The sequence below is a fragment of the Leifsonia sp. KNZ13-11D genome, from assembly GCF_056754895.1.
This window is the reverse complement of sequence record NZ_JBPGWU010000001.1, coordinates 817,235-836,665: the sequence shown is the minus strand read 5'-3', so window position 1 is coordinate 836,665 and position 19,431 is coordinate 817,235. Positions and strand designations below refer to the sequence as shown.

Here is a 19,431-nt window from a genome sequence, read left to right as displayed (position 1 = left end):
CACGGCCGACCGCGGACACCAGCGTCCTCCATCACCTCGCGGAGTCGCCGGCGCTCGACGGCGCCGCGTGGGGCGCGAGGTCGTAGACGTCGAGGAAGCCGCACATTCCGTACCGCGCAGCATCCGGCGTCTCCCGCGTTTCGAGCCTGCCCGCGCTCAGGTGGTCCGAACCGCCCGCGGCCATCGCCGACATGATCGCGCCGGTGCGATCGGCCGCGCCGGCAGCGCCCGCCGCCCAGATCCGCCTCCAGGCATCGAGGCGCGGAGCGACGATGGCACGGGCTGCGGTGTAGACCGGTTCGAGCGCGTCGGGTCCGCGCTCCTCGACGGCCGTGCGCAACCGGCTGAAGCCGTCGACGGCCCGTGCCTGGCGCTCCCGGGCTGCGCTCTCGATCGATCCGCCCGGGGCGCCGTCGCGAGCAGTGGGCAGGGTCGCGAGCGCACGGTAGCGATCGGGGTCGTGGAGGTCGTCCACCGGGAACGTCATCACCGCGTCTCCTGCCTCCGGCAGACCACTGTTCTGCATCACCACGAGCAGCCGGAGACCTCCGTCGTTCACCAGGCGATGGATGACACCCGGGTCGAACCACACGATCGAGGACGGCGTGAGGGGAGTCTCGCGGAACCCGTCGGCGCTCAGCGTCTGCACGCGGCCGCGACCCTCGAGCACGACGTAGGCCTCACTGCACGCCGTGTGCAGGTGCGGGGTTCCGCCGGCCAGCCCATCCGGCGCCGTCCACGGGTAGACCCGAAGCCTGGACACGCTCGTCCCGCCCGGAAAGAGTGTGGGCGCGTCACCCCGGCTCATCGCAGTGCGCTCCAGTCGATCTCGACGGCGAGATACTTCTCCGGTTCGTTCGCCAGCCCGGCGAACGCCGCACCCGCCTCGTCGGGGCGCACCACGTGCGAGATGAGCTGCTCGACGTCGAGGCTGCCTTCGCGCATGAGCGACAGCAGAACCCGGCGGTTCGCCGGTTCCGTCCATTTGTCGTGAGCGGTCGCGACCGTCGGCGCCGTCGAGACGTGAGCGCCGATGAGGGTGAGGCCTTTGAGATGGGCGTCCTCGTACGGGCTGAAGCCCTGGACGACTCCGCGGGTGCTGCCGAGGAGGACGACGCGCCCGCCGCGGGCTGCGAGCTTGAGCGCCGGAACGAATGCCGGTGCAGCGCCGGTCGCCTCGATGACGACGTCGAACCCGTCCGGGGCGATCGCGGCCACCTCCGCAGCCGTGGTGTCGGCTGAGGGATCGAACGACGCGCTCGCGCCGAATTCCAGCGCCTTCCGACGGCGCTCGGCGACGAGATCGAACGAGACGACAGGATTGCCGCCGGACAGCTGCGAGAGCCGCGAGGCCAGAAGCCCGACCAGCCCGGCGCCGACCACCGCGACCCGCTCGCCGAGCTGGATGCCCGCCTTGCGGACCCCGTTCAGCGCGATGCACGAGAGCTGGCTGAACGCCGCGGAACGGTCGCTGACGCCTTCCGGGATGTGCGTGATGCGGGCGAGCCGCTCGGGACGCCCCTCCACCGCCATCGACGCGTGCGGAAGAGGGCCGGAGATGCGATCGCCCGGCGCGAAGCGCTCGACCCCATCGCCGACCGCGATCACTTCCCCGGCGAACGAGTATCCGGGATAGTACGGCTCGGTGCGCTCCGGCGGCCGCTCCGTCGTGCGGCCCAGGTAGTTGGCCACCTCGGTGCCGGCGCTGATCATCGTCACCCCGGCCCGCACGAGGATGCTGCCGGGCGGCGGCTCGTCCGGAAGGTCGAAAGGCTCGAGTTCCATTTCGCCGATTCGGGGCGAGACGAGACGGTGGGCTTGCACGGATCTGCTCCTTCGTGTGGGTTCGATGGCCTCAGGCGGCGGCGCAGCGGCGCAGATAGTCGTAGCTTCTGCGCGCGAGGTCGTCGACGTCGGTGGCGACTTCGAAGGCCTCGACGGAGACGTCTCCGTCGTAACCGGCCGCCGCCAGAGCACGGAAGATCGGGACGAAATCGGTCTCGCCGAACCCCGGGCCGCCGCGGTCGGCGTCGTTCGCCTGGACGTACGCCAGATACGGGGCGGCGCTCGCGATCTGGTCAGGGATCGGGGTGGACTCGGAGCTCATGCTCTTGACGTCGAGGACGAGCCGCACCGCGCTCGAACCGACGGCACGCACGATCTCGACGACCTCCGCGGTCGTGTTCATGAAGTCGGTCTCGTCGGGTGGCAGAGCCTCGAGGCAGATGGTCGTACCGGTCTGCTCGGCGCGCGTCGCCCAGGCGCGGAACAGGTCGATCGACCGCATCCGGGCATCCTGAGCCGCCATGTGCTCCGGCGTCGACCGCTGGCCCGGCGAGCCGAACACGAGCACGCGGCCGCCGAGGTCGGCGCAGAGGTCGGTCAGCGCGTTGAGGTGGTCGAGCGTGCGCCGTCGCACGGCCGGCTCGGCGGCGGCGATGTGCATCCCCTCCGTACGGGCGAGCAGCCAGTGGAGGCCGGTGAACTCCAGCCCGAGGCGTGCCGCGCTGCGCCGGATCCGGGAGCGCTCGGATGCACCGAGATCTTCGGCCGGAGCGCCGAGGGTGAAGGGGGCGAGCTCGACCGCCTGGTAGCCCGCCTGGGCGATGGCGCGGAACCCGTCGGCGAGCGAGCGGTCGTCGAACAACTCGTTGCACATGGCGAAGCGCATGGCCGGTCAGTGTCCCTGTTCGTCGAGGTAGAGCGCATAGTGACCGGCGACCCCTGCTGCGTGCGCATCGCCCCGGTGCACGAGCAGGCGGTAGCGGAAGGCGAGGGATTCTCCCGGCTCCAGGATCAGAGCCCCGTTCACGGCGCTGTCGCCGGTGAAGTCGGAGAGCCCGAACGGGTTCGCCGCCATCAGGCCGTAGTCGCGTACGTGCCAGCGGGCAGCGCGGGGGTTGCCGGGGTGATCGAAGATCGCGATGCCGACCGGGATGCCGTCGATCGTTCCCGAGTAGTCGCACCAGCCCGAACCGACACCCCAGGAGGCCGCTTCCCCGACCTCCCCAGACGACAGTTCGATACGGCCGCCGCGGCGCTCCTCCAGCGCGGGGGCGACGCGAACGGCGACGAGCCCGGCCTCCTTGGTGTCGCCCAGGACGACCCGGCCGTAGGCCGCGCGCACCGTGCTCTCGATGTCGAGCGTCTGCGATCCGTCGGCGCGCGGCGCGGATGCCCTGAGTACACGGGTGTCGTCGAACAGCGGCGTGCCGCCCGCGTCCACCCACCGAGTGGTGTGCGTGACCTGGGCCAGGCGGCCGTGCTCGGCCAGCTCGGCGGGACGGACGGAGACGATCCGGCCGTGACCGTCGAACTCGGTCCACACGTCGGCGCCGTTCACGTCGCGATGGCCCCACCAGACGCCCTTGTGATGCAGATGGTCGTCCGACTCGGCCGGGGCCGTCGCGATCTCCCGGGTGATCCGGACGCCGTCGGAGGAGTACAGCGCACCGATGTGCGGCCGGGGCTCGGCATCCGGCCAGTAGTCGAAGAAGGTCTGCTCCCCGAAACCGACGGAGAGGCGTGTCCCTGTGTCTGTCATGAGGCCTGTCCGTCCGCGGCCGCCACGAGCACCCGCGAGGGCTGACCCGCGATGGTGGCATTGACCGCCTCCGCCGAGAACAGGCTGTCGACGGCGGTCCTCGCCATGCCGATCAGCCCGGCATCCGCTCCCAGAGTGCTCAGCCGCACGTCGAGGTTGCGGGTGGCCCGGGCCAGCGAGCGCGGATACAGCGTCTCGCGGATCCCGCCGATGAGCGCGCTGGATGCCAGGTCTCCCCCGACCACCAGCACCCCCGGGTTGACCATCGAGACGACGGTCGCCATCACCTCGCCCAGCCGGCTGCCCGCTTCGTGCGTCAGACGGAGCGCATCGACGTTGCCCTCCGCGATCATCCGCTTGACGTCGCTCCCCGACTGGGCGCCGAGGGCATGCGCGACGGCACGGCCGCTGGCGACCGCCGCCAGGCATCCGGAGGACCCGCACTGGCAGAGCGCGGTCTCGCCCGCGAGGCGGATGTGGCCGATGTCACCGGCGCCGCCGTCGATCCCGTGGTAGACCGCGCCGTTGATGATCATGCCCGTGCCGATGCCCGTGGAGACCTTGACCAGGCACAGCGAGCGGCTCTCGGGATAGTTGACGGATTGCTCGCCGAGCGCCATCGCATCGGCGTCGTTCTCGACGAAGACCGGGACGTCGATGGTCTCCTGCAGGTGCTCGATGATCGGGTACGCGTCCCAGCCGGGCATGATCGGAGGCTGACTGGGCCGGCCGGTGTGAGGGTCGACGGGACCGGGTATGGAGACACCGATCCCGCAGAGGGTCTCCCGTGCGACGCCCGCGTCGTCGAGGAGGCGGAGGAACGACTCCGCCAGCGCCGTCAGCAACCTCTTCGGTCCGTCCAGCACCGCGATGTCGAGCCGCTCGTCGGTCAGGATGGTGCCGTCGAGCCGGGTGAGGGCGGTGCGCACGTGCGTGGTGTCGACCGTCGCGACGGCCAGCACCGAACTCTCGACGTTGAATTCGAGCCGATGCGGCCTGCGGCCGCCGGTCGCATGACCGTCCCCGGCCTCCCGGATCATGTTCGCCTCGATGAGCGAGTCGACGCGCTGGGCGACGGTCATGCGACTCAGGCCGGTGACGTCCTGGATTTCACGCCGGGTCGTCGCTTCGCCGCGGCGGATCAACTGGAGCACGTCGCCTGGTCCGGAGCTCATGTGCCGCCTTTCGGTGCCGGGACTGCTGACGGCTCCCATCGTATGGTCGTCCATTTCTCAACCCTTGTCCGCGCCGCTCGTGAGTCCCTCGGTGAGCGAGCGTTCGGCGATTCCGTAGAGGACGATGATCGGGATCGTCAGCAGCACCGAGCCCGCCATGAGCACGGTCTTGGACACCTCGATCCCGTTCGAGAGCTGCGACAGTCCCAGGGAGACCGTCCACAGGTCCCGGTTCGCGGTGAGGAACAACAGCGCGAAGAGGAACTCGTTCCACGCGATCATGAACACGTAGAGACCGGTCGAGAGGATCGTCGGCAGCGAGAGCGGCACGATGACGCTCCGCAGGATGCGGAACCGGGTGGCGCCGTCGACCATGGCCGCCTCTTCGATGCTCACCGGGATCGTGCGCACGTAGGTGCGCAGCATCACGATCGACACGGGGATGGTCTGCGCGATGTACACGATCACCAGCCCGAACAGCGACTCCCGGATGCCGATCGCCGAGAACCCGACGAACAGCGGGATGGCGATGATGATGCTCGGGAACAGGTAGACCGCGAGGAACAGCGAGCTGACCTGCCGCTTGCCGAAGAAGTTCAGGCGCGACAGGGCGTAGGCGCCGGGGATGGCGACCAGGAGGGTGACGACGGCCGTCGAGATCGCCACGATCGCGGAGTTCGCCATGAAGTGGGCGAAACCCTGACCGCCTTCGTCGACCGACTTCAGCACGTTCTGATAGGTCGTCAGCGTGATGTCCTGCAGCGGCACCCAGAGGCGGTCCGGATGCAGCAGCAGCTGCTCGATGGGAACGAAGCTGAGTTCGACCATGTAGTAGAAGGGGAAGACCGTGGCCACCACGAGGAGGACGATCACGATCCACCGGAGCGTGCCGAAGACGCGCTTCTGGACGACGATGCGGCTCATCAGTCCTCCTCCGATCGGCTTGCGAAGAATCTGATGTAGACGAACAGGGCGACGGCCATGAACGCCGAGAGGATGAGGGCGTTCGCGGCGGCGCCGCCGATGTCGAAGCTGCCGAGCAGCGTGTCGTAGACGCGCACCGCTGCGACCTCCGTTCCGGCGCCACCGCCGGTGAGGAGGAACACGTCGTCGAACTTGTTGAACGTCATGATCAGCCGGAGCACGGAGAGCAGCGCGATCACGGGGAGCAGCTGCGGGAAGACGATGAACCGGAAGTTCTGCCAGGGAGTCGCGCCGTCGACCGTCGCCGCCTCCTCGACATCCTTCGGCAACCCGACGAGACGGGCTGTGATGAAGAGGAAGGCGAACGGGAAGTACCGCCAGATCTCGAACGCGATGACCGTCATGAGGGCGAAGGGTGCCCGGCCGAGGAAGTCGACAGGCTCGGACCAGCCGAGGATCTTCGTCCCGAACGCGTTCACGATGCCGAACTGCGGGTTCAGCATGATCTCCCAGACGAATGCCACCGCGACGACCGGGGCCACATAGGGCAGCAGCATGAAGGACCGGAACAGACCGCGCCCGCGGAACGGCTTGCGGAACGCCAGGGCGGCCACGAGTCCGAGGGCGATCGACCCCGCCGTGGAGAAGACCGAGTACACGACCGTGGTCCAGAGCGAGCTCCAGAACCCCGGGTCGGTCAGCACGCTCACGAAGTTGTCGAGCGTGAACGGGTTGAAGATGCCGTTCTCGGCGATGGTGGTGAAGTCGGTGCTCTGGAAGGCCAGGATGACGTTCCAGATGACCGGGATGACGATCACCACGACGACGATGATCGTCACCGGCAGGACGAGCGTGAGCCCGGCCCGGTTGTCACGCCGGGCCGTGATGGAGCGGGTGGGGCGGCCCCCTGAGGGGGCCGCCTTCACCGGGTCGGGACGGGTGGAGACTGTCATTTACTCTTTGCCTGGAGCTGGGTGACCTGATCGGTGGCCTGCTTGGCCGCCTCGGAGGCGTCGATGGAGCCGCTGCCGAGATCGCCGATCACCTTGGGGATGACGAGCTGGGTGTTCACCGGACCGAGGAGGGCGCCCTGACCCTGCGGGATCGCCCAGCGGTCGATGTTCTTCGGGACGTTCTCGAGCGCCGTCATGGTCGCAGCGTCGTAGATGTCGCTGAGGGGCTTCTTGGTGTCGACGCCCGCCTTGAGGTTCTTCCAGCCGTCCGTGAACTTCTGCGGGTGCGCGGCGTCGCCGGTACGCACCGGCACCTTGCCTTCCGGAGCCATTCCCAGCCAGTCGAGGTAACCCGTCGACATCATGTACTCGACGAACTTCTCCGAGGCGGCTGCCTTGGCCTTCTTGCTGACCACCCACGACGAGATCTCGCCGTAGGTGCCGCCCGACCCGCCGTCGGGGCCGGCGATGCTGGTCACGATCCCGCTGTTCTTCGCCAGGAAGGTCGGGTCGCTCTGGCACTGCGGGCAGGTGGGAAGCGCGTCGTTCCGCAGGCCGCCGAGTTCGTCCAGGATGTAGGTCGACCAGTCGACCATCGCTGCCTGGCCGGCGAAGTAGCTGGCCCGGGTGGTGTCGACCGTCTGCGTGCCCTTCGGCGAGTACTTCTGGGCGAGGTTGCCGTAGAGGTTCCACGTCTTCTGGCAGTTCGACGAATCGAGGGTGACCTTGCCGCTCTTGTCGACGAGCTGGCAGTTGTTGGCCAGGGCGAGGCTCTCGAAGGTCTGCGAGGTGAAGACGTCCGCCGGATCGGTGGCGAGCGTGATGCCGTACGACCCCTTGCTGGTGAGTGTCTGCGCGGCCTTCTCGATGGCGTCGTAGCTCGTCGGCGGCTTGAGCCCGGCCTTCTCGAACATGTCCTTGCGGTAGACCAGGATCTGGGCGTACGCGGAGTCGGGCACGGCGAGCTGCGTCCCGTTGTCCTGGTCGAGCTTGATCGCCGAGGCGTCGAACGTCTTCTCGTCGAGGTTCTTGACGATCGCGGCCGCGGCGTCGGTGTTCACCAGTTTCTGGTCGTTGAGCTGGCGGACGCTGGAGAGCGAGATCGCTCCCATCACATCCGGGAGCTTGCCGGACAGAGCGGATGAGGCGATCAGCTGGGGGAACTGGCCCTCGTCCACTGCGACCAGGTTCACCTTGACCCCTGTCGCCTTGGTGAAGTCGGCGATGATCGCCTTGGTGGTGTTGACCCGGTCGGGCTGGTTCTCCAACGACCAGACCGTGATGGTCTGTCCTTTGGTGTCTGTTGTGTTTGAGCTGGTCGAACATCCGGCCAGCAGCGCGGTGGTTGCGACGACGATGGTGGCCGCGGCCAATGCAGTGCGCGACTTCATTATCGCGACTCCTCTCTGAAGGGTGTGGAGTGGACAGTATCCCATCTTATGCATAGTGTCTATACAGAACTAGCTTATCGATGGTGCTAATGTGTCCAGCACGCCGTCTCGAGGAAGAAACAACGTGAACAGACTTCTCAGGTTCTCCGCCCCGGGTGTCGTCGAAGTGGTCGACGCCCCCACGCAGGAACTCCGGCCCGGCCAGGCGCGCGTGCGCACCCTGTATTCGGGGATCTCCGCCGGCACCGAACTCACCGCCTATCGCGGCACGAACCCTTACCTCACCTCCGCGTGGGACCCGGACATCCGCCTCTTCCGCGGTGCCGACCAGCAGGCCGGACTCGCCTACCCGCTCGACGGGTGGGGGTACTCCGAGGTCGGTGAAGTGGTCGAGGTCGCGCCCGACGGCGAGCTCCCGGATGACGCTCCCCGCGTCGGAGATCGGGTCTGGGGCATCTGGGGGCACCGGGCCGAAGGCGTTCTCAGCATCGACGCGCTCCGCGGCCACGTGCTGCCCGAGGGCGTCGACCCGCTTGCTGCCGCGTTCGTGCGCGTCGGCGCCATCGCCCTCAACGGCGTGCTCGCCGCAGACCTCGGTGTCGGCACCACCGTCGTGATCTTCGGTCAGGGCGTGATCGGCCTGCTCGCCACGCGCCTCGCCGCACTCAACGGGGCCACCGTCATCGCCGTCGACAACATTCCGTCACGTCGCGAGGCGGCCCTGCAGCAGGGCGCCGCCCATGCGCTCGAGCCCGGCGAACAGCTGGCGTACACCATCCGGGACCTCACCGGAGGGGCCGGCGCCGACGTCGCCATCGAGCTGAGCGGCAACTATCACGCCCTCCACGCCGCCATGAGGGCGGTCGGCGCGGACGCCACGGTCGTCGCCTCCGGTTTCTACCAGGGCGAGGCGACGCCGCTGCACCTGGGCGAGGAGTTCCACCACAACCGCATCCAGCTGATCGCGTCGCAGATCGGCTCCGTGCCGAACCGGCTGCGGGCCCGCTGGGATGTCGCCCGCCTGCAGCGCACCGTGGTGGACGCTCTCGCCGACGGTCGCCTGGACCCCGTGCACCTCGTCACCCACCGCTACGCCATCGAGGATGCGGCCGCCGCCTACAAGCTGCTCGACACCGACCCCTCGGCGGCCCTCCAGATCGTGCTGGAGTTCTGATGAACCAGATCACCGTGCAGGAACAGCACCTCCCCGGCCGGTCCCTCGAGGAGAAGTTCGAGACGGCGCTCGCCTGGGGCTTCGACGGCATCGAGCTGCGGAGCAAAGGAGATTTCCAGTTCGCTGACAGGCTGCCGGAGCTCCTCCGGGCCCGCGACGCCGGTGTCGTCATGCCGACGACCTGCGTCGAGATGTCGCACTTCATCGGCGCGTTCGACCGCGACCTCCGTGAGGACGCCATCGCGCAGCTCAGCTCCCAGCTCACGGTCATGGCCGAGATCGGCGGGGTCGGTGTCATGACCCCGGGATCGTATGGGATGTTCTCCCGCCGCCTCCCGCCGTTCGAGCCGCCCCGCACCCCGGAAGAGGATCACGACATCCTGGTGGACGCGCTCGGCCGGCTCGGCGAGCACGCTCAGAAGGAGGGGGTCGAGCTGTTCCTCGAGCCCCTGAACCGCTACGAGGACTACCTCGTCAACACACTGTCGGCGGCAGCCGCGCTCATCGGCGAGATCGGGTCGCCTGCGGTGCGGATCGTCGCCGATACCTACCACATGAACATCGAGGAATCAGACCCGGCGGCCGCCCTGCTCGAGGTCGCGCCGCTCATCGGCCACCTTCAGGCGAGCGACTCCAACCGCCTCGAGCCGGGCGCGGGCCACGTCGACTGGGCGCTCTTCGGCGCGACCGTCGCCGCGATCGGGTACGAGCGGTCCATCGCGGTGGAGAGCCGGCTCTCCGGACCCGCCGACGAGGTGCTGCCCGCCGTTCCCCCGTTCCTCCGGCGCTACCTGTGAACGCGCTCGAGGCGGCTGCCGCCCGGGTCCTCCTGGGCAACTGGCGCGGCAGCTACACCGTTCCGGCGAGCGGGCTCTACCCCCATCAGTGGAGCTGGGACTCGGCCTTCATCGCCATCGGCCTGCGCCACCTGTCCCCTCGCCGCGCCCAGCTGGAGCTCGACACCATCCTCAGCGCCCAGTGGGCCGACGGGCGCCTCCCCCAGATCGTGTTCCACACGGGCCGCGACGACGGGTACTCGCCCGGCGCGACGTTCTGGCGCAGTGAGACCATCCCCGGTTCCCCCGCGGTGCCGACCGCCGGCCTGATCCAGGCTCCCAACCACGCACTGGCCGCGCTCATGGTGCACCAGGCCGATCCCGCCGAGTCGGCGCGACGCGGCTTCCTCGAGCGCGCCTACCCGCGGCTGGTCCGCTGGCACGACTACCTCCGCACCCGCCGCGGGGGCGAGACGGGACTCGCCCGCATCGTGCACCCCTGGGAGAGCGGCATGGACAACTCGCCGTACTGGGATGCGGCGCTCGCGTCGATCTCCGAGACGTACGACGAGGACATCCCGCGCCCCGACCTGCTGCATGCGGACGCCGGCCACCGCCCCTCGAACACCGAGTACGGCAAGTACCTGTACCTGGCCGCGCGCTACCGCGATCACGACTGCGACGACGCCGACGCCGGGTACCCGTTCCAGTTCGAGGATCCGGGCTTCAACGCGCTCTGGGCCCGTTCCGAGCTGGCGCTGGCGACGATCGCCGACCTGATCGGAGCGGATGCCGACCGCCATCTCGCCGAAGCCGAGCGCATCACAACGGCACTCGAGAGCCTGTGGTCGCCCGACCTCGACGCCTACGTCGCCCGCGACGTGATCACCGGGGAACGGCAGCCGTACCGCACTGTCTCAGGGCTGCTCCCCCTGCTCCTGCCTGAACTCGCCCACACGAGCGAGCTCATCGCCGAGCTCGCCGGCCCGCACTTCCGCCTCGGTGAGGTCGCGATGGTGCCCAGCCACGACCTCACGGCCCCGACGTTCGACCCCGACCGATATTGGCGCGGGCCGTCATGGTTCAACACCGCGTGGCTCGTCGCCGAGGCCCTCTACGAGCGCGGGCACGATGACGACGCGCGCGTGCTCTCGCGTGAGATGGATCAGGCCGCCCTCGAGCACGACTTCCCCGAATACCTCGACCCCTACACCGCCGAGCCGCGCGGAACGACGCGCTTCAGCTGGACGGCGGCGCTGGCACTCGACCTGGGCAAGCGGATCAGCGAACCGGCTTGCCCCCGATCGCCCGTTTCCGCCGGCTGATCGGAGAGACGGGATCCCCGACTCCGTCGCGCCTCCCGGAAATGGGACCCGTGTAACACGGGTCGCTGGTCCGTATCGACGCGATTAGGGTGCAGGAGTGGTCGAGACGCTGAACAGCCGCCTGAGGTTCGAACAGCTTCCGCGCGACCTGGTCGCGTTCGCGGAACGCACCCTGGGCTCCCCGGTGGTCGCCGTCGAGCCGCAGCCGGGCGGCTTCTCGCCGGGCACGGCCGACAGACTCCTGGGAGACGACGGTGCGCGCCTGTTCATGAAGGCCGTCTCGCGGGAGTTGAATGCCGGCTCGTTCCGGCTCTTCCACGCCGAGAGCGCGGTGCTGGAGGCGTTGAGCGATGTCCGGCTGCCCGCGCCACGGTTCCTCGGACGACATGACTTCGGCGACTGGATCGCCCTGGCCTTCGACGACATCGACGGTCACGAGCCGGAGCCGGTCGACGCGGATGCCGCCGCCGTGCTCGCTGCCCTCTCGGCGCTGCCGGACCTCCCTTCCGGCCTCACCCTTCCGGAGGGGACGCAGCGTACGGTGCGCGGCATCGCGGCCGGCTGGGCGGAATCGTGGGACGAGGCGGTCGCCGTCGGTGCGCTCGACGTGCTTCCGCGGTTCGCAGCGGCGCACTCCGCGACGATCGGCGACCTGGTGCGCGCCTCAGCCGACGCCTCCGACGGCACCCGTTTGCAACACGTCGATGCCCACGCCGACAATATGATCATCGACCGGACGGGCAGGGCGTGGCTCGTCGACTGGTCGTGGGCTGCGACCGGCGCACCCTGGTTCGACACTCTCTGCCTCCTCGCGTCGTGGCTGCCGCGCGCGGGAGTCGAGAACGTCGAGCGGTGGAGCATCGCGAAGGCGAGCCCGCTTGCCGCAGCGGTCGCCGACCATGTCGATGCTGTTCTCGCCGGCCTGTTCAGCAGCCGGCTCCGCGCGAGCCTTCGGCCCCCGCTGCCCGGAGTCGTCGGCCTGCGCGAGGCGCAACGGGGGTTCGCGGTCGATGCCCTCGGCTGGCTCGCCCACCGCCGCGGCTGGCAGTAGCCCGGCGACCGAGACGTCGCCCTAGGTTGATGCCATGCGAGATCGAAGCGCCGGGCGAGCCGCCACCCGCTCGCTGACAACTGCAGCCTCACTCGCCGCGATCGTCGTGGTGCTTTCAGGATGTGGCACCACGGGCAGCAGTGGCGCACCGCCGCTTGTCGTTTGCGGAACGACCCTTTCCCGGTTGGCCATCGGACCAGCGCTCGAGGATGTTTCGGCGGGCGGTCGCGACGCGGCTGTCGTGCTGCTTCCGAACGAGACCCGCTTCACCATCACGCTGAGCGACGGGAAGCGCGACAGGACGGTGATGGTCGACCTGCCTCCGTTGTCTCCCCGGCCCCTGCCGACTGTCGAGACCGGCGGCGGCTTGTGACTCTGTCGATGCTCACTCCACCAATTGGGTATCGCGATTGTGAGGCGCGAACCACGCGGCCGAATCGGTGCGACGCCACAGGATCGCGTTGGCAAGTGTGGGCAAAGGCCCGGCGCCGGGAAGCGAAGACCCCGCGATCACTGTAGAACTGCGAGCTGTCCCGACCCTCTGCGACGTCCCTCGATCGATGTCGGTTGTGCACAAAACGCGCGCAGCTTTGCAATACCCCTACGCCCGCGGTCGATCGTGACGCGCTGCGCGAAGCTGACCCCAAGAACCTTTCCGTCTGCAAACGAGCTGAAGTCGTCCTCGTCGCACTCCGCGACCTGCGGCAGTTCGACAAGTGGATCGCGCTCGAAATTCGGAGATGCCACCTCGCATGGGTGCGAGACAACCGTGTACCGGTCACCAGTTGGAGGTCGGGTGAAGCTGGACGTTCGTCCGCCAGAAGGACTCAGCCGTGTGTCCATCCGGCAGCAATCAGATCGTGAACGTCGGTCTCCGCGCACTTCAGCGTTCCCCGAGGGACAGCGATGAGCTTCTTGCACGGCCGCCACGCCGCTATGCCGAAGCCTGTGCTCGAAGGTTTGCTGCGGTCTCAAGATCTCGATTGACCTGAGTCCAGTCGGCCTCGGGACGAGGGAGCCCACGTCGTCCCGAGTAAGCCAAAACCCCCGGATCCCTTGTAAACACTGGGATCGCAGGGGCTTCGCGCTGGCGGTACCGGTGGGATTGAACTCTAGTTCGGGACCCTATGTCCCCTGGTACATGGGTCAAACCCGCGGAAAGTCAACGAAGTGGAGCTCTTGTGATCTCAGGAGATCTCATTGGAACTCATCCGGTTGTAGTCAAAATGTAGTCAAACGCGAACACCTCTGGGACGCGGAATTAAAAGTCTAGGCTCTAGTACGAGCAACCCGACCCCGACGGTTCAGAGACCGTGATTCTCTCTCCGGCCAGCATAGTTATGTCTTAACAAACTTACAAACTCAGTTCTCAGCGCCCCAGGTGAAGGCCAAGGGCTGGTGGCGCGCGGCCAGCTCCAGGAGTGCGGCCCGGGTCGCCTCCGGAAGCGGCGCAAGCGGCGCCCTCACGCGGTCGCTCCGGATCACGCCACCGGCCTGGAGGACCGCCTTGGCCGCCACCAGCCCGGCCTGGCGGTTCTCGTAGTGGATGAGCGGCAGGATCTCCTCCCACCTGGCCGTCGCCGCACGGAGTTCTCCGGAGCGGGCGAGGCGCACCACCTCGCCGAGGACCTCCGGGACGAGACAGCTGCTCATGGTCCCGACGGCTCCCGCCTCGAGGTCGGGGATGGCCGTCACGCCCTCCTCGCCGTCGAAGACCCCGGGCAGATCGGATCCGGCCGCGGCGATCACCTGGCGGATCTTCTCGGCGGCGCGGGGGACTTCGACCTTGGCGTAGCGCACCTGGGGAACCGCGCGCGCGATCGCAGCGAGCGTGTGCACCGACAGGAGTGTCGTGCTGAGAGGGGCGTCCTGGATCATGATGTCGATCGAGAGACCGTCAGCGACGCGCTTGAAGTATTCGAGGACGAGGCCCTCGGGGACGCTCATCGTCACGCCGAAGAACGGTGGCATCAGCATGACCATGCTCGCGCCGGCCGCCTCCGCCTGCCGGGCACGCTCGGCGGCCACCCGCGCACTGAAGTGACTGGCGGCGACCACAACGGGGAGCCGCCCCTCGGCGCGCGCGAGCGTCGCGTCGACCACCCGGACCCGCTCCTCGTCCGTCAGCGAGAACTGCTCGGAGTAGTTCGCGAGGACGCACACCCCGTCGGCCCGAGCATCCACCAGGAAGTCGACGATGCGCTGCTGACCGTCGAGGTCCAGCTCTTCGTCGTCGCGGAACACCGTGGGGGCGACCGGCAGGATGCCGGTGAGTACCTGGTCGTTCATGAGCACCTTTGCATCGCGGAGTTGACCGATTCATCGAATCATATAATGATTGCGCTCATGAGCACAGGCGCTTTCGACGTGTCCCTGTCGCGCGCAGGCACACTGCACGCCCAGGTCGTCAACGTCCTCGGACTGAAGATCGCGGGAGGTGCGTTCCCCGCGGGCGCGACCCTTCCGGCCGAACCAGTGCTATGCGACGCGCTCGGCGTGAGCCGCGGCGCGCTCCGCGAGGCCGTGAAGGCACTCGCCGCTAAGGGCATGCTCGAGCCGCGGCCGCGGACGGGAACCGCCGTCCTCCCGCGCGAACGGTGGAACCTCCTGGACCGGGACGTGCTGACCTGGCTGGCAGCCAGCGACCGGGATGCGCTAATCGGGCATCTCACCGAGATGCGCCGCTTGGTGGAACCCGGCTCTGCCGCCTTGGCCGCCGAACGGGCCACCGAGGCGGAGGCCGCGGAGCTCTTGTCGGCGTACCGGACGATGGCCGTAGCCGGCGAGACGGGCACCGTCGATGCCTACGCGGATGCCGATGTCCGCTTCCACCAGGTGCTCTCCCGGATCAGCCACAATCCGATGCTGGCTGCCCTCAGCGCCTCGTGGGACGTCGCGCTCCACACGTCGTTCGAGACCACGTCAGGAGCGGAAGGCGCCATCGCGGCCAGTCTGCCCATCCACGCCGGGATCGCGGAGGCCGTCGCGCACCGCGACGCCGATCGCGCAGCGGTCCTCGCGCTCGAGCTGATCGACGCATCCGCCGCGAACCTGAGCGCCGTTCGCCGGCAGGAGGGCACGCTGTGAAGATCGAGTCGGTCCAGACCGTCGTGGTCAATGCGAAGCTCCGCAATTGGGTCTTCGTCAAGGTCACCGCCGACGACGGCACGATCGGGTGGGGCGAGGCCTCCCTCGAATGGCAGGCCCGGGCGGTAGCGGGCGCGGTCGCCGACCTGACGCCGATCCTGCTCGGTCAGGACCCGCGTCGCATCGAGCACCTGTGGCAGTCGATGTACCGCGACCACTTCTTCAAGGGCGGGGTGGTCACCATGAGCGCCATCTCGGGGGTCGACCAGGCGCTGTGGGACCTCAAGGCGCGCCACCTGGGCGTACCGGCCTACGAATTGCTCGGCGGAGCGGTGCGGGACACGCTGAGGATGTACGACCACCTGGGCGGTGGCGACAGCACGGCGGTCTACGGCGATGCGAGCATCGAGGGGTTCGGCGCGGCAGCGCGTCGTGCCGTCGACGACGGGTTCACGGCCTTGAAGATCCTCGCCGTACCAAGCGGCGGCGGACTGCCCTCGAACGCCGACCTCGCCGGCGCAGCGGCGCTCATGGCGACAGTGCGCGAGGCGGTCGGAGATGACGTCGACATCATGGTCGACCTGCACGGCCGCACGACCGCGGCCGGCGCGCTGGCGTACGGCCGCGCCCTCGCCGAGTTCCGGCCGTGGTTCTTCGAAGAACCGTGCGCGCCAGGGAACCCTCGCGAGCTGGCGGAGGTCGCACGCGCGCTCCCGTTCCCGGTCGCGACCGGCGAACGCCTCATCGCGCTGACCGAGTTCCGCGAGCACCTCGCACAGGGAGCCTGCGCGGTGCTGCAACCGGACATGTGCCATGTCGGCGGCCCCACCGGTCTCAAGAAGATCGCCGCGTTCGCCGAGAGCCACGAGATTCCGCTCGCGCCGCACAATCCGCTCGGTCCGATCGCGACCGCCGTAAACCAGCACGTCGCGTTCGCGACTCCGGGGGTCATCATCCAGGAGGTGATGCGCTCCGACGTCCCGTGGCGCGACGACGTCGTCACCGGCACGTTCCCGATCGTCGGCGGCGAGATCGGGATTCCGGACGGCCCAGGGTGGGGCATCGAGGTCGACGAGGAGGCGGCGGCCCTGCACCCGTATGTCCCGGAGCTGCAGATCACCACGCGCAACCGCGACGGATCGGTGGCGGACTGGTGAGCGCGCGCACCGCCCTTGTGACGGGCGGCTCGCAGGGCATCGGCGCCGCCGTCGTCCAGCGCCTCGCCGATGACGGGTACCGGGTCTGCTTCATCGATCTCGCGGAGGCTCGCGGAACGCAGCTGGCCGAAGTGCGGTCGACGGAGGGGCACGACGTCCGGTTCCACCGCGGGGACGTCCGCATGGACGCCGAGCTGCGTGCGGCCGTCGACGGCATCCTCGAAGACTGGGGCCGGCTCGACGTGCTCGTCAACAACGCCGGCCGCAACAGCTATCACGACGCGGTCGCAATGACCGAGGACGAATGGGACGAGGTCTTCGCTGTCGACCTGAAATCCGCCTGGCTCGCGGCACGCGCGTGCCTGCCCGCGTTGCAGCGGACGCGGGGCGCCATCGTCAACGTCTCCTCCATCCACGCCCGGCTGACGACTCCGGGCATGTTCCCCTATGCCGCCGCAAAGGCGGCGGTCGAGGGACTCACCCGGAGCCTGGCCGTCGACTACGCCCGCAGCGGTGTCCGCGTCAACGCAGTCGCCCCCGGTTGGACGCGCACGCAGCTCGTCGACGAATGGCTCGACCGGCAGGCCGACCCGGACAAGGCGCGTCAGGACATCCTCGACGCCCATCCACTCGGCTACATCGCCGAACCGGCCGACGTCGCCGCCGTGATCGCCTTCCTGGCGAGTCCCCTGGCCCGCGCCGTCACCGGCGCGGTGTTCCCCGTGGACTGCGGCCTCGGCGCGACCTTCGCGATCGGCTAGCCGCCGGACCTACTCCCGGGCGAGCACGACGCTGCCCCACGCGTCCAGGGAGATCGTCCCGGCGATGCGCTCCCCGGTCGCGGCGTCGGTGAGGGCCTCACACCGCGGCAGCGCGACCTCCACGGCCTGCCATCCATTGTTCGAGACGAACCAGACCCGTGTCCCGTCAAGGCGGCGCATGCTCGTCACGTGCACGCTCTCCGGTCGGCCGGACCAAACGTCGGTGACAGGCTCGACGTCTCGCTCCGCGAGCGCCCAGCGCACCACCGCAGACACGGAGCCCTGATCGGGGAGCACGCCGAGCCAGGTCATGCGACCTCGGCCCACCGTGTTGCTGGTGATCGCCGCGTAGCCGCCGAGGAAGGGGTCGTCGACGGTGGCGAGCACCTCGGCGTCCTCGGGCACCAGGAGGTCCATCCAGCCCTCCGCGACAGCGTCCGCCGACAGGCTCGGGCCCACAGCAGTGTCGGACGCCGCGAGCAGCCGACGGGTCCCGATCAGCGTCGACGACTCCTGATACGACGCCCCGACGGCCGGTCGAAGCGCTCCGGGCGCAGTGGCCCAGCGGGCTCGCACCCATTCGTCGGTGTAGCCGGAACGGAACGTCAGGACCACGTGGGCGCCGTTCTCGGCGTGCTCGATGAGACGCTGCAGGAGGACGTCGTCCGCGACATAGAGCGCCGGTACCAGGAGGACCTTCTCGCCCCTCCAGTCGGAGTCGGGGTGGACGACCCGGACCTGAACCCCCTCGTCCACCGCAGCGTCGTACATCCGCATGAACACTCGATGGTAGCTGTGAACGTCCGGCTGCGCCGTCCCCGGCACGAGCAGCATGGGATCGAACTCGAGCGCCTGCAGCGAGTCGCGTGAATAGAGCAGAGCGACGTCCGCGTCGGGGACAGCGCCCTCCAACGCGGGAGCGAGCTTCCGGAGCTCTTGCCCCAGTTCTGCGACCTCCCGGTAGATCCTTCCCGGCTCGAGGTCGTGGCCGATGACCCCACCCCAGTATGTCTCCGCTCCGTAATGGAGGGTGTGCCAGTGCCAGTAGGCGAGGAGGTCGGCGCCTCGAGAGGCGAACAGGTGGGCGAGCTGACGCAGCTGGCCTGGGAAGGGCGGCACGTGGGTCGCCTGTGCTCCGATCGATCCCGCCTGCGCCTCGGTGATGGCGAACGACGACCCGCGCGGTCCGCGCAGGCTGTACGCGAGGTCGGCCTTCCACTCCGGCACGGAGGGTCCGGCGTCGAGCAGCCAGAAGGGTGCAAGACCGGTGGTAGCCGCGTCGGGCGCCTGCGGCCGCTCGAGAGCCCGCTGCATCGGAAGGTAGACGTTGACGGCCGTATGGTCGAGCGCCTCAGCGATCGGGCGGAGCGCCGTGCTCCCCAGGCTGTCGCCGCCCACCGTGTCGTGGACGATGAACCGGTCGTCGGCGACATGCTCACGCAGGATGTCCCGCTGCCAGCCGAGGAACTCCACTGTGAGTGCGGCCTGGAACCGCATCCACTCGAGGGCGTACCCCGGGTTGGTGTTCCCCTCGGGACCCCAGAGCTCATCGATGCTGCTCAGCCGCTGACTCCAGTAGGTGAGGCCCCACTTCTCGTTGATGCTTTCGACGTCGCCGACGTGTTCGAGGACGTGCCGGCGGAACCGCTCCACGACGGCGTCGCCGGCGAGGCGGTACACGCCGATCTCGTTGTCCACCTGGAAGCCGATCACGCCCGGGCGGTTGCCGAAGGTGTCGCCCATCGCGCGGATGATCCGCTCGGCGTATCGGCGGAACGTCGGATGGGTGAAGTCGACGTTCTGCCGGCCGCCGTATGCGACCGGGCGCCCGTCGGCGAGGACGGCCATGACCTCCGGGTGGGCGCGGAAGAGCCACGGCGGGATTGCGTACGTCGGCGTCCCGACGATGACCTCCAGGCCTCTTTGGTGCGCCGCGTCGACCACCCGCTCCAGCGCAGCGAAGGAGATCTCGCCGTCAGCCGGTTCGTAGGACGCCCATGTGGACTCGCCGACGCGGATCGTGGTGAATCCCGCCTCGACCATCAGGTCGAGGTCGGTCGTCAGCCGTTCGTACGGCTGGTATTCGTGGTAGTAGCTCGCTCCGAATCGCACG

General features: G+C 68.8%; 18 protein-coding genes. 8 read left to right on the top strand and 10 right to left on the bottom strand.

Translation table 11 applies throughout. The annotated features are described in order from the left end of the window. Nucleotides 1–31: 31 nt before the first annotated feature. The 8 genes from ACR9Y5_RS04190 to ACR9Y5_RS04155 all read right to left on the bottom strand — a co-directional run bounded on the left by ACR9Y5_RS04190 (nucleotide 32) and on the right by ACR9Y5_RS04155 (nucleotide 7,987). Entirely contained in the window at nucleotides 32–763 is a 732-nt protein-coding gene (locus ACR9Y5_RS04190; RefSeq protein ID WP_481296797.1) for a cupin domain-containing protein, read from the bottom strand. Between the two features lie 41 nt (nucleotides 764–804). Next, a complete protein-coding gene (locus tag ACR9Y5_RS04185) occupies nucleotides 805–1,785 on the bottom strand; it encodes a zinc-binding dehydrogenase (protein ID WP_481296796.1) in 981 nt (326 codons plus the stop codon). A 70-nt stretch (nucleotides 1,786–1,855) separates the two neighbouring features. After that, nucleotides 1,856–2,671, bottom strand: coding sequence for a sugar phosphate isomerase/epimerase family protein (locus ACR9Y5_RS04180; RefSeq protein WP_481296795.1), 816 nt, complete (start codon nucleotides 2,669–2,671; stop codon nucleotides 1,856–1,858). 6 nt (nucleotides 2,672–2,677) lie between these two features. Further along, the gene (locus ACR9Y5_RS04175) at nucleotides 2,678–3,544 is read right to left on the bottom strand and encodes a DUF6807 domain-containing protein (protein WP_481296794.1); all 867 of its coding nucleotides are present in this window, start codon (nucleotides 3,542–3,544) and stop codon (nucleotides 2,678–2,680) included. Beyond that, nucleotides 3,541–4,719, bottom strand: coding sequence for an ROK family transcriptional regulator (locus tag ACR9Y5_RS04170; RefSeq protein ID WP_481296793.1), 1,179 nt, complete (start codon nucleotides 4,717–4,719; stop codon nucleotides 3,541–3,543). Before ACR9Y5_RS04170 ends, ACR9Y5_RS04175 begins: the two co-directional genes overlap by 4 nt. A gap of 57 nt (nucleotides 4,720–4,776) precedes the next feature. Beyond that, nucleotides 4,777–5,643, bottom strand: coding sequence for a carbohydrate ABC transporter permease (locus ACR9Y5_RS04165; protein WP_481296792.1), 867 nt, complete (start codon nucleotides 5,641–5,643; stop codon nucleotides 4,777–4,779). After that, nucleotides 5,643–6,596: a carbohydrate ABC transporter permease gene (locus ACR9Y5_RS04160; protein WP_481296791.1), complete on the bottom strand. Its 954-nt coding sequence runs from the start codon at nucleotides 6,594–6,596 to the stop codon at nucleotides 5,643–5,645. The genes ACR9Y5_RS04165 and ACR9Y5_RS04160 overlap by 1 nt, the downstream gene beginning before the upstream one ends. Continuing rightward, nucleotides 6,593–7,987 carry an ABC transporter substrate-binding protein gene (locus tag ACR9Y5_RS04155; RefSeq protein WP_481296790.1) on the bottom strand — a complete coding sequence of 465 codons (1,395 nt, stop codon included), beginning with the start codon at nucleotides 7,985–7,987 and terminating at the stop codon, nucleotides 6,593–6,595. The genes ACR9Y5_RS04160 and ACR9Y5_RS04155 overlap by 4 nt, the downstream gene beginning before the upstream one ends. A gap of 124 nt (nucleotides 7,988–8,111) precedes the next feature. Between ACR9Y5_RS04155 and ACR9Y5_RS04150 the strand changes: the two genes are divergently transcribed. The 5 genes from ACR9Y5_RS04150 to ACR9Y5_RS04130 all read left to right on the top strand — a co-directional run bounded on the left by ACR9Y5_RS04150 (nucleotide 8,112) and on the right by ACR9Y5_RS04130 (nucleotide 12,686). Beyond that, entirely contained in the window at nucleotides 8,112–9,161 is a 1,050-nt protein-coding gene (locus ACR9Y5_RS04150) for a zinc-dependent alcohol dehydrogenase (protein ID WP_481296789.1), read from the top strand. Then, nucleotides 9,161–9,958, top strand: coding sequence for a sugar phosphate isomerase/epimerase family protein (locus tag ACR9Y5_RS04145; RefSeq protein ID WP_481296788.1), 798 nt, complete (start codon nucleotides 9,161–9,163; stop codon nucleotides 9,956–9,958). Before ACR9Y5_RS04150 ends, ACR9Y5_RS04145 begins: the two co-directional genes overlap by 1 nt. Then, nucleotides 9,955–11,262, top strand: coding sequence for an MGH1-like glycoside hydrolase domain-containing protein (locus ACR9Y5_RS04140; RefSeq protein WP_481296787.1), 1,308 nt, complete (start codon nucleotides 9,955–9,957; stop codon nucleotides 11,260–11,262). The genes ACR9Y5_RS04145 and ACR9Y5_RS04140 overlap by 4 nt, the downstream gene beginning before the upstream one ends. A gap of 97 nt (nucleotides 11,263–11,359) precedes the next feature. Continuing rightward, nucleotides 11,360–12,313 (top strand): phosphotransferase, encoded by a 954-nt coding sequence (locus ACR9Y5_RS04135; protein WP_481296786.1) that lies wholly within the window; start codon nucleotides 11,360–11,362, stop codon nucleotides 12,311–12,313. Between the two features lie 184 nt (nucleotides 12,314–12,497). Further along, nucleotides 12,498–12,686 carry a hypothetical protein gene (locus tag ACR9Y5_RS04130; protein WP_481296785.1) on the top strand — a complete coding sequence of 63 codons (189 nt, stop codon included), beginning with the start codon at nucleotides 12,498–12,500 and terminating at the stop codon, nucleotides 12,684–12,686. A gap of 989 nt (nucleotides 12,687–13,675) precedes the next feature. Here the strand turns inward: ACR9Y5_RS04130 and ACR9Y5_RS04125 are convergent. After that, the gene (locus ACR9Y5_RS04125) at nucleotides 13,676–14,602 is read right to left on the bottom strand and encodes a dihydrodipicolinate synthase family protein (protein ID WP_481296784.1); all 927 of its coding nucleotides are present in this window, start codon (nucleotides 14,600–14,602) and stop codon (nucleotides 13,676–13,678) included. A 57-nt stretch (nucleotides 14,603–14,659) separates the two neighbouring features. Here ACR9Y5_RS04125 and ACR9Y5_RS04120 point away from each other — a divergent pair, with 57 nt between their 5' ends. From ACR9Y5_RS04120 to ACR9Y5_RS04110, 3 genes are read left to right on the top strand one after another with little or no spacing between them, the layout of a single operon-like run. Further along, the gene (locus ACR9Y5_RS04120) at nucleotides 14,660–15,400 is read left to right on the top strand and encodes a FadR/GntR family transcriptional regulator (RefSeq protein ID WP_481296783.1); all 741 of its coding nucleotides are present in this window, start codon (nucleotides 14,660–14,662) and stop codon (nucleotides 15,398–15,400) included. Beyond that, on the top strand, nucleotides 15,397–16,557 hold the full coding sequence (dgoD, locus tag ACR9Y5_RS04115; RefSeq protein WP_481296782.1) for a galactonate dehydratase: 1,161 nt from the start codon (nucleotides 15,397–15,399) through the stop codon (nucleotides 16,555–16,557). The genes ACR9Y5_RS04120 and dgoD overlap by 4 nt, the downstream gene beginning before the upstream one ends. After that, entirely contained in the window at nucleotides 16,554–17,318 is a 765-nt protein-coding gene (locus ACR9Y5_RS04110; RefSeq protein WP_481296781.1) for an SDR family NAD(P)-dependent oxidoreductase, read from the top strand. Before dgoD ends, ACR9Y5_RS04110 begins: the two co-directional genes overlap by 4 nt. 9 nt (nucleotides 17,319–17,327) lie before the next feature. On the opposite strand, the gene ACR9Y5_RS04105 is transcribed toward ACR9Y5_RS04110, so the two are convergent. Further along, nucleotides 17,328–19,430: a beta-galactosidase gene (locus tag ACR9Y5_RS04105; RefSeq protein WP_481296780.1), complete on the bottom strand. Its 2,103-nt coding sequence runs from the start codon at nucleotides 19,428–19,430 to the stop codon at nucleotides 17,328–17,330. Nucleotide 19,431 lies beyond the last annotated feature (1 nt).

Bases quoted from the DNA above. Each gene is read 5' to 3' on its own strand.
- ACR9Y5_RS04170 (WP_481296793.1), bottom strand. From the start codon at position 4,719: ATGAGCTCCGGACCAGGCGACGTGCTCCAGTTGATCCGCCGCGGCGAA.
- ACR9Y5_RS04180 (WP_481296795.1), bottom strand. From the start codon at position 2,671: ATGCGCTTCGCCATGTGCAACGAGTTGTTCGACGACCGCTCGCTCGCC.
- ACR9Y5_RS04175 (WP_481296794.1), bottom strand. From the start codon at position 3,544: ATGACAGACACAGGGACACGCCTCTCCGTCGGTTTCGGGGAGCAGACC.
- ACR9Y5_RS04165 (WP_481296792.1), bottom strand. From the start codon at position 5,643: ATGAGCCGCATCGTCGTCCAGAAGCGCGTCTTCGGCACGCTCCGGTGG.
- ACR9Y5_RS04185 (WP_481296796.1), bottom strand. From the start codon at position 1,785: ATGGAACTCGAGCCTTTCGACCTTCCGGACGAGCCGCCGCCCGGCAGC.
- ACR9Y5_RS04125 (WP_481296784.1), bottom strand. From the start codon at position 14,602: ATGAACGACCAGGTACTCACCGGCATCCTGCCGGTCGCCCCCACGGTG.
- ACR9Y5_RS04145 (WP_481296788.1), top strand. From the start codon at position 9,161: ATGAACCAGATCACCGTGCAGGAACAGCACCTCCCCGGCCGGTCCCTC.
- ACR9Y5_RS04155 (WP_481296790.1), bottom strand. From the start codon at position 7,987: ATGAAGTCGCGCACTGCATTGGCCGCGGCCACCATCGTCGTCGCAACC.
- ACR9Y5_RS04120 (WP_481296783.1), top strand. From the start codon at position 14,660: ATGAGCACAGGCGCTTTCGACGTGTCCCTGTCGCGCGCAGGCACACTG.
- ACR9Y5_RS04160 (WP_481296791.1), bottom strand. From the start codon at position 6,596: ATGACAGTCTCCACCCGTCCCGACCCGGTGAAGGCGGCCCCCTCAGGG.